Origin of the sequence: uncultured Paenalcaligenes sp. (assembly GCF_947630565.1) — a bacterium.
Lineage (GTDB): Bacteria > Pseudomonadota > Gammaproteobacteria > Burkholderiales > Burkholderiaceae_B > Paenalcaligenes > Paenalcaligenes faecalis.
In genome coordinates, this window is sequence record NZ_CANRIC010000074.1 from 1 (window position 1) to 5,711 (window position 5,711).

Below are 5,711 nucleotides of genomic sequence, written 5' to 3' on the forward strand. Positions count from 1 at the left end.
ATGCATAAATTAATGGATACGGTCTTAGGTCCGGCTGATAATTTAAATCGCTAATGAATTCTTACAGCATCTGTTAAACTGATGCTGTAGTATTGCTTAAGTCCCTGCCGTGTGCGAGACGTGGCCATATATTCCTTGAACCAATGCTTATGGCATTTAGGTTGCTGGATTAACAAGCAGGAGTGCTTCGCTACTTCGTTTAGCGAACCCGAAACTTGTTTGATAGCAACCACCTTGTGAACCCTCGGTTCCCAGGATGCCGGCCTTGACGCCACAGGTGGGGCAACCCTTTCTAAAGCCGGCTTTATGCCGGCTTTTTCTTTGGAGTTTTTCTCTATGCGTACTGCTTTATTATCCCGTTCTGTTTTGGCTGCCTTTTTGATGTTACCGCTAACCCAGGTACTGGCGGATGAGGCTAAGGAATTAAAAGGTCCCGTGTTACACCTAGAGGCTCAGGCTTATACCGAGGTTGAGCAAGACACCGTTGTTATTACCTTACAAGCGACTCGTCAGAGCAGTGAGCAAGCGATAGTCACTAAAGAGTTATCAGAAACAGTCTCAGCAATTTTGAAAGACGCTAAAGGGCAAGACGTAGTTAAAGTAAGTAGTGGTAATTATTATGTGCGCCCACAGCATGATAAGGACGGTAAGGTGACAGCGTGGATAGGGCAATCACAATTATTGCTTGAGTCAACCAATATGCCTGCCGCCTCAGAATTAGCTGCAAAATATCAAGATAAAATGCCAGTGGCAAACGTGAGTTTTACGGTCTCTAAGCAGACGCGTAATACTGCAGAGAAAGACTTGATGACAGAGGCTGCTAAGGCGTTTAGACAACGGGCCCAAGCCATGTCTACTGCCTTAGGCTATGGCTCTTTTCAGATTAAAGAGGTGCATTTAGGGGGTAGTGGCGCGGTATATCGCAGCCCTAAATCCTATCGTAGCGAAATGGTGATGATGTCGGCAGCGCCATCGATGGCGGATGCGCTGCCCATTGATAGTGGTACTGAGGATGTTACTTTGAGCTTGAATGGTTCGATTTATTTGCTTGATAAAAAATAATCGCGCCCAAGAGCATCATTGGCAATGAAAGCAGCTGTCCCATTGACAGCTGCGCCCAAAGTAAGCCTAAAAAGGCATCAGGCTCACGGCTAAACTCAGCAATAAATCTAAATAGACCATAACCTATTAAAAATAAGCCACTAACCTGTCCTTGAGGACGGGGCTTGGCAGAAAAAAACCATAAGATTAAGAATAAGCTAATTCCCTCTAGGCCCATTTGATAAAGCTGAGAGGGGTGGCGTGCGAGTCCATCCATAGCTTGTGGGAACACCATTCCCCACGGTAGATCTGTAGTCCGACCCCATAGTTCGCCATTTATAAAGTTTCCAAGTCTACCCGCTGCTAAACCTAAGGGAATTAACGGTGCTAAGAAATCTCCTAGAGCAAAAAAAGGGATATGACGACGATGACTAAACCACGCCAAAACGGCTAGAACGCCAAGTAAGCCACCGTGAAAAGCCATGCCACCTTCCCAGACATAGACTATTTTTAGCCAGTTTTGAGGTTGAAGGTAGTAGTCAGGCTGATAAAAAAAGGTATATCCAAGACGTCCGCCTACGACTACGCCCAGAACGCAGTAGAAAATTAGGTCTTCTAGTCCTTTTTTATCTATAGGTGCAAGTCCTTGGTTGATTCGACGATTTCCCAATAACCAAACAAGCGTAAAACCAACTAAATACATAAGGCCGTACCAATGTATAGCTAGTGGCCCTAGTTGTAAGGCGATGGGGTCAAACTGAGGGTGGTGTAACATAGGTATTCGTCCTACCGTATAAATACTAAATAGCGTGATAGTGGCGCTAGCGTTAAGCTGATGTTTTGGAACGCACAGCGTAATAATAGAGTTATCAGATCATACACAAAAGGAGTCTATATGACTGCGGCAGTTTTATTCGGAGCCGGGTGCTTCTGGTGTGCAGAGCCTGCCTTTGCTGCGCTAAAAGGGGTGACGTTTGTGCACCCTGGTTACAGCGGTGGTAAAACACACTACCCAACCTATGAACAGGTATGTAATCAAGACACCGGCCACATAGAGGTTGTGCAAGTACGTTATGATGCTGAGAAAATTAGCTTTGATACCTTACTTGAGGTTTTCTTTTCGCTACATGACCCTACTACACTAAACAGACAGGGGAATGACATAGGTCCTCAGTATGCTTCTGCTATTTTTTATACAACAAAATTACAGCTACAGCAGGCGAAAGAATACATCGAAAACTTAGAGAAAAAGTTGCAAAAGCCGATTGTGACGCGCTTGCTCCCCGCAGAGGTTTTTTGGCCTGCAGAGCATGAGCATTTTGGTTACTACATGAGTAATCTCAATGCTCCTTATAGTTTGGCTGTTATTCAGCCAAAACTACGTGAGTTTGCTCGTACTTATAAGGCATTAATTAAAGACCACGGGGAATAAGACTACCCTGAGACACCATAGTTCATTCGGCGTAGGATTAGCTCCATGATGGCCATAGCAATAAGAGTGATAATGATACGCCCCACTAAAATCACCCAAATATTGGCCCCTAACGCAGCAACCAAAAGGGTGTCCTCAATTAACGAGTGTGATAATGAGAGCCAAGATAAAGCGAGCAATCTGGTTTTCGCATCAAAGTTATTTTTTTGAGCTTGCTCAATAATAAGAGCCCCACCATAGCTCAAACCTAATAAAACACCTACTGTAGTAACGGGTGCCACACGCTCATCTAAACCAGATAGACGCAATATAGGCGTCATCAGCTTAGTTACTAGGTTTGTAAAACCTATCTTTCCTAAAACATCTAAGATAACCACGAGACAGAAAATAATGAGGGCAGTCATTATGAGGGTACGCGTAGTGGTTTGAAGCCAAGGCCACCAAGAGCCCCAAAAGCCGTATTGATGCTGTGTGATCTCACCTCGTAACCAGCTCAGATCAACCGGAGAGCCCAACAGATTTAGTTTGCTTAATATCCAGGCGACAAAGCCGCCATAAATCATAGCGACTCCTATACGTAACAACCCCGTAACGACAGCGCTAGCACCCGCCCGTTGAGCAATAGATTGCTCCATGGGAAGATTATGGGCAAACAGCATCATGGCACCTAAAGCGCTGAGTTGTGCTGTCGTAAAGGTTGTATTTTCAGACAGGGCCCCTAATGTTGCCATACCGCCATATATATTAGTCAGAATGGTTGTTACCCAAACAATGCCCGCTTCTGGAGGAAGTGACAACATAGCCATTATGGGGGCGATGGTATGAGCTAACCATGTGACTAAGCCAATTTGATCTGCAAAATGCACAATAAATAAAACGGGCAACATAATTTTGGCCACAGTTAAAAACATGCGCCAACTACGCTGCCCAATTTGTACTACATAGTTTTTCATCCCCTACTCCTTATGTTTGCTCGCATTGTAGCAGTCCGTGGAGTAGGGGAGGCACTCCTATTTACTCTACTGTTTTAAGCACACCACGTCGCATTTGGTCTAGTTCTATAGACTCAAAAAGAGCTTTGAAATTACCCTCGCCGAAGCCTTCATTTCCTTTGCGTTGAATCAGCTCAAAGAAAATAGGGCCTAATTGGTTTTCTGTGAATATTTGTAGCAAGAGTCCGCCACCAGGAGCACCGTCAAGCAAGATACGATTTTTTTGTAGGCGCTCGGTATCTTCACCGTGATCAGGAATACGTTGATCTAATAGTTCGTAATAGGTGTCAGGCGTGTCTAAAAATACAAGACCTCCTTGACGCAGGTTTTCTACACTGTCATAGATGTTGCTGCTGCCTAGAGCTATATGTTGAATGCCTTCACCATCATACATATCTAAGTACTCTTGAATTTGGCCTTTTTCTTCTGTGCCTTCTTCATTAATGGGGATGCGGATATTGCCACACGGGGATGTCATTGCTTTTGATTTGACACCAGTGACTTTGCCTTCTATATCAAAGTAGCGAACTTCCTTAAAATTAAATAGTCGCTCATAGAATTTTGCCCACTCACCCATACGGCCCTTATGTACGTTATGAGTTAAGTGATCAATAACGGTAAGACCAGCACCTTGGTGGTGTACGTCTTCAGATGCTGTTGCTGTGTCAATGGGGGCGAAATCCACATCATAAATGCTGATGTCGCCAATCCCATTGTGCCCATCTTTACCTTTCCAGCGATCCACTAGGTAAATTAAAGAGTCACCAATCCCTTTAATGGCTGGAATATTTAGCTCCATCGGACCACTTCCCGATGCGATACCCCATGCTCCTAAGTCTAAGGCACGTTGATACGCATACGCAGCATCATCGACTCGGAATGCTATTGCACAGATAGAGGGGCCGTGGCGATTAGCAAATCGACTTGCGAACGAGTCGGGCTCGGCATTCAAAAGAAAATTAATATCGCCTTGTCTATATAGAGTGACATTTTTACGGCGATGCTTGGCAATGGCTTTGAAGCCTAAGCTTTCGAACGTTTGTGCTAGTTTTTCAGGTTCTGCGCTGGTGTATTCGATAAACTCAAAACCCGATGTGCCCATTGGGTTTTCCCAGGGGGTAAATGTCTCCATGATGCGTCCTTTGCTGTTATTAGGTGCTTATATATAAGGGTGGGTCGCTTTTGGCCTGATAGGCTATGATTAATTGCGAGCTTTATACCTATTTTACGTATAAAGCGTGGGTGTACGATTGCGTTATAGTGGGCGAGCTGAGGAGGGTTTGGCATAATCTGCTAATATCTAGCAAAAAAAGGGGTCTTATGTCTGAAATTGATTTAGATCGTATCGATCAGCAGATTTTGCATGAGCTGCAGCGAAATGGTCGGCTTAGCAATCAGGAGCTAGCTGATCTTGTCTCTTTATCTCCTAGTCCTTGCTTAAGACGAGTTCGACGTTTAGAAGAGCAGGGATATATCCGAAAATACGTAGCGGTTGTGGATGCTGATAAGGTAGGCCTAGGCTTAATTGCTTATGTCACAATACGCTTAGATAAAAGCCATCGATTAAAAACAGTTCCACTGTCTGACTTTGCTCGAGATGTCCAGCTTTGGCCAGAGGTGGTAGAGTGCTTTGCGATGTCAGGTGATATGGATTATTTACTTAGGGTGCAAGTAAAGGATTTACAGGCGTTCTCCCGTTTTGCTATGGATAAGTTAATGCAGCATCCTAGCGTTGTTGATATGAAGTCCAGCTTTGCTATGCAAAATATAAAAGAAAGGGTCGGGCTAAGCATCTAGCAACAGCCCCTTATACATCCCCTCTATATATAGAGGGTAATGTACAAAAAAGGAGTAATTCGTTTTGTTAGTTAAAAAGCTTGCAATCTGAAAAATGGGGTGCTATAGTTACTCCTCTTTCGCAGCGCATCATAGGGTTTTTACCTAGGGCAAAGCAAAAAGAAAAAGATGAATAAATAGCTTGTTTAATTTTATTACTTCAGTTACTATTTATCTCTTGTTCGAAAGCAAGGTTTCAAACCTAAAGGTTAAAATGAATTGTTTGCAAATTATTTCATTTGCCTTATAATTTAATCTTTATGTTTGGATAGTAGTTAAAAGCCAGTCAACAAAATGTTTAAAACAAATTGCTTGACAACTTCTCAGAAGTGCTTCATAATTACTTTCTTTGCTGATCACCGCAACGCAGTTTATTGCAACGTGATGATCGCAGTATAGATCTAAATCAT

Annotated in this window: 6 protein-coding genes and 1 other RNA gene; 4 read left to right on the forward strand and 3 right to left on the reverse strand. The window is 43.5% G+C overall.

What is annotated here, in order from left to right:
- Positions 1 to 98 precede the first annotated feature (98 nt).
- Positions 99 to 288, forward strand: a non-coding RNA gene (ssrS, locus tag Q0Z62_RS10370) — 6S RNA.
- Between the two features lie 48 nt (positions 289 to 336).
- Entirely contained in the window at positions 337 to 1,062 is a 726-nt protein-coding gene (locus tag Q0Z62_RS10375) for an SIMPL domain-containing protein (protein ID WP_298054258.1), read from the forward strand.
- Here the strand turns inward: Q0Z62_RS10375 and lgt are convergent.
- The gene (gene lgt, locus Q0Z62_RS10380; RefSeq protein WP_298054262.1) at positions 1,016 to 1,816 is read right to left on the reverse strand and encodes a prolipoprotein diacylglyceryl transferase; all 801 of its coding nucleotides are present in this window, start codon (positions 1,814 to 1,816) and stop codon (positions 1,016 to 1,018) included. The two genes, Q0Z62_RS10375 and lgt, sit on opposite strands and share 47 nt — an antisense overlap.
- A 120-nt stretch (positions 1,817 to 1,936) precedes the next feature.
- On the opposite strand from lgt, the gene msrA reads away from it, so the two are divergent.
- The gene (gene msrA / locus Q0Z62_RS10385) at positions 1,937 to 2,473 is read left to right on the forward strand and encodes a peptide-methionine (S)-S-oxide reductase MsrA (RefSeq protein ID WP_298054265.1); all 537 of its coding nucleotides are present in this window, start codon (positions 1,937 to 1,939) and stop codon (positions 2,471 to 2,473) included.
- Between the two features lie 2 nt (positions 2,474 to 2,475).
- Here the strand turns inward: msrA and Q0Z62_RS10390 are convergent, their stop codons facing one another.
- A complete protein-coding gene (locus Q0Z62_RS10390; protein WP_269901361.1) occupies positions 2,476 to 3,426 on the reverse strand; it encodes a hypothetical protein in 951 nt (316 codons plus the stop codon).
- A 61-nt stretch (positions 3,427 to 3,487) separates the two neighbouring features.
- Positions 3,488 to 4,600, reverse strand: coding sequence for a 4-hydroxyphenylpyruvate dioxygenase (gene hppD / locus Q0Z62_RS10395; RefSeq protein WP_298054267.1), 1,113 nt, complete (start codon positions 4,598 to 4,600; stop codon positions 3,488 to 3,490).
- Between the two features lie 185 nt (positions 4,601 to 4,785).
- Here hppD and Q0Z62_RS10400 point away from each other — a divergent pair, with 185 nt between their 5' ends.
- Positions 4,786 to 5,262 (forward strand): Lrp/AsnC family transcriptional regulator, encoded by a 477-nt coding sequence (locus Q0Z62_RS10400; protein ID WP_269901362.1) that lies wholly within the window; start codon positions 4,786 to 4,788, stop codon positions 5,260 to 5,262.
- Positions 5,263 to 5,711 lie beyond the last annotated feature (449 nt).